1 protein-coding gene is annotated in these 2,009 nt (G+C 52.2%); it reads right to left on the reverse strand.

Going from position 1 to position 2,009, the window contains the following annotated elements; genetic code table 11:
* Positions 1 to 177: 177 nt before the first annotated feature.
* Positions 178 to 2,009 (reverse strand): DUF637 domain-containing protein (locus F8N49_RS27450; protein WP_178117094.1); only part of this gene is annotated, 1,832 nt, incomplete at its 5' end.

The raw sequence follows: 2,009 nt of genomic DNA on the forward strand, positions 1-2,009 counted from the left end.
AAATTGTGGTTCACCATCAACAACAACCGAAAAATCTTTTGGTTTCTCATTATGAAATCCGGGGAAAATACGTATTAAAAAACCAAATTCCGGATGTTTATGAGTAACTTGCGCATATGCGACACCCTGCGAGGTTAACACCTGCAAAATGTCGCCCAGCTTCACCTTCTTAGCCATTTAAAATCCTTCATATCCAGCTTTTTTTAGCAGCTCGGCGCCGCGTATCAAACCCTGCTCATACTTAGTCGGGTTTTTGACAGACGATATAGAGTTAATCTTATTGATTAACGTGCCGCCATCTTTACCAAGGCCATGGTAGTCGATCAGTGTTTGCTCGACTGCCCGTGCGTCAGCACGTGAAAGGTTCTGTAAACCCTCTATTCTGTCAATTGTGATGCCTTTTTCTCTGAGGTGAGCTTGACCGCGCTTAACTATATCGTCGGTTATTCCAACATAACGAGTCACGCCATCAACAACACAGTTATAAACACAGGTCTTTCCGCCTATAGAGGCAACTTCACCTGCGCCTTTTGCATCAACCCACTTTCCTTCAACCCACTCGACAGCTTTCCCACCAATGTGAGCAGTCAAGAGTCCGGTAACAGCGTCAAAAGCCATACCACCCAATTCCTGGGCGGAGGCAGTCGCTACTTTATCAAATTCTTTTTCCAGCGTATGCGACGGGATCGGACTGGTTATCCAATCCTTAAACCCCAGAGCTAGCCCGCCAATACCGTTTGCGATTGCACCAATCGTGTCAAAAGGTGATGAGACGGCATTCCAGAAGGATTCCGCTGTTTTGACTGCCCCACCTGGCCATGCAGCAACTATTTCACGAACGCTAGTACCCCCTTCTCTGGCCAGAAATCCCGGATCCAGCGAAGGAGGGTAAACAGTCGTAAGCTCTTTTGGGTCAATGCCTGCAAAATAATTGGCCTTGGCGGCATTGTATTGCTCAAGCGTCCATCCTTCTTGTAGTGCTTGTAGCTGAATCTTGCGCCCGAACTCCTCCATATCACGTTGTCTTTCGGCATCCAATGCCGCTGTTGCCCGGGTGATATTGTCCCGGCACCCTTGAGCGCCATCTCCCGAACCACAAGCTGCTCGAGCTCTATCCGCCGCGACAACGTCTCTATGTAACAGCCAGTTGTACTGAGTGGCATTCTTCGCAATATTTGCACCCTGCTGCAGATCACCATCCACTGCTGCGGCAGCAACGAGCCCGGTTAGCTGCGACATCATCAAGTGCAACTGATCATTGCCACCAGCGAACTTCACAAGGACATTCATCGCCGCTTCGTTCAACCCGGCAGCCGCCGCACCAGTAGCAAAATCCCCACCCATCGCCTCGGAAAGCAAGCCCCCCATCAGCGCATGCGCGACAACTTTTACTACGCCACCTTCCGGGAACTTGATCGTTTGATCGCCAACAAAATTGAACCCGGTCGCCATCGCGACACTGCCCGCTTCTCCCAGCAACGCGGAACCAAAGTTGTCACCAAAGCTACCGCCACCAATGGTGGTAGAGATGCCACTGGAAATGACCGCGCGACCCGCAGTTCGGATCGCTACGTCGGTAAAATTACTGCTGGTCAGAATACTTGCGGCTTTGCTGCCCCCCGCTGCAAACCAATTGGCATCGGCATAATCAAGCATGCCTGCGGTGAAGCCAGCGATAGCTGCGTTCTTGAGACTGTCGGCGCTGAATGTTTCCTTGAAAGCAGCGCCGAGGTTGCCTTTGTTGCTGATCGTGCTTGTCACGCCCGTCGTAGCGAGGGTTGTGGCGAATGCGCCGCCGAAGCCACCGCCGACCAAGCCCAGTCCTGCCGGCCCCATCACAAAAGACATCATGATGGCGATGGCAATTTGCGCCGCTGGCCCAACGCCCGAGTTCTCGTATTTAAACGACTCGTGAATCTCCTTCACGCGCCGCCAATCAACATCTCCCCGAGCCTCCGCATCCTTCAACCACGCCAGTTGCGGATCAGCCTTGACCATCGCATCAATGG

Source organism: Pseudomonas sp. GXM4 (assembly GCF_008923895.1).
In the GTDB taxonomy this organism is placed as follows: domain Bacteria; phylum Pseudomonadota; class Gammaproteobacteria; order Pseudomonadales; family Pseudomonadaceae; genus Aquipseudomonas; species Aquipseudomonas atacamensis.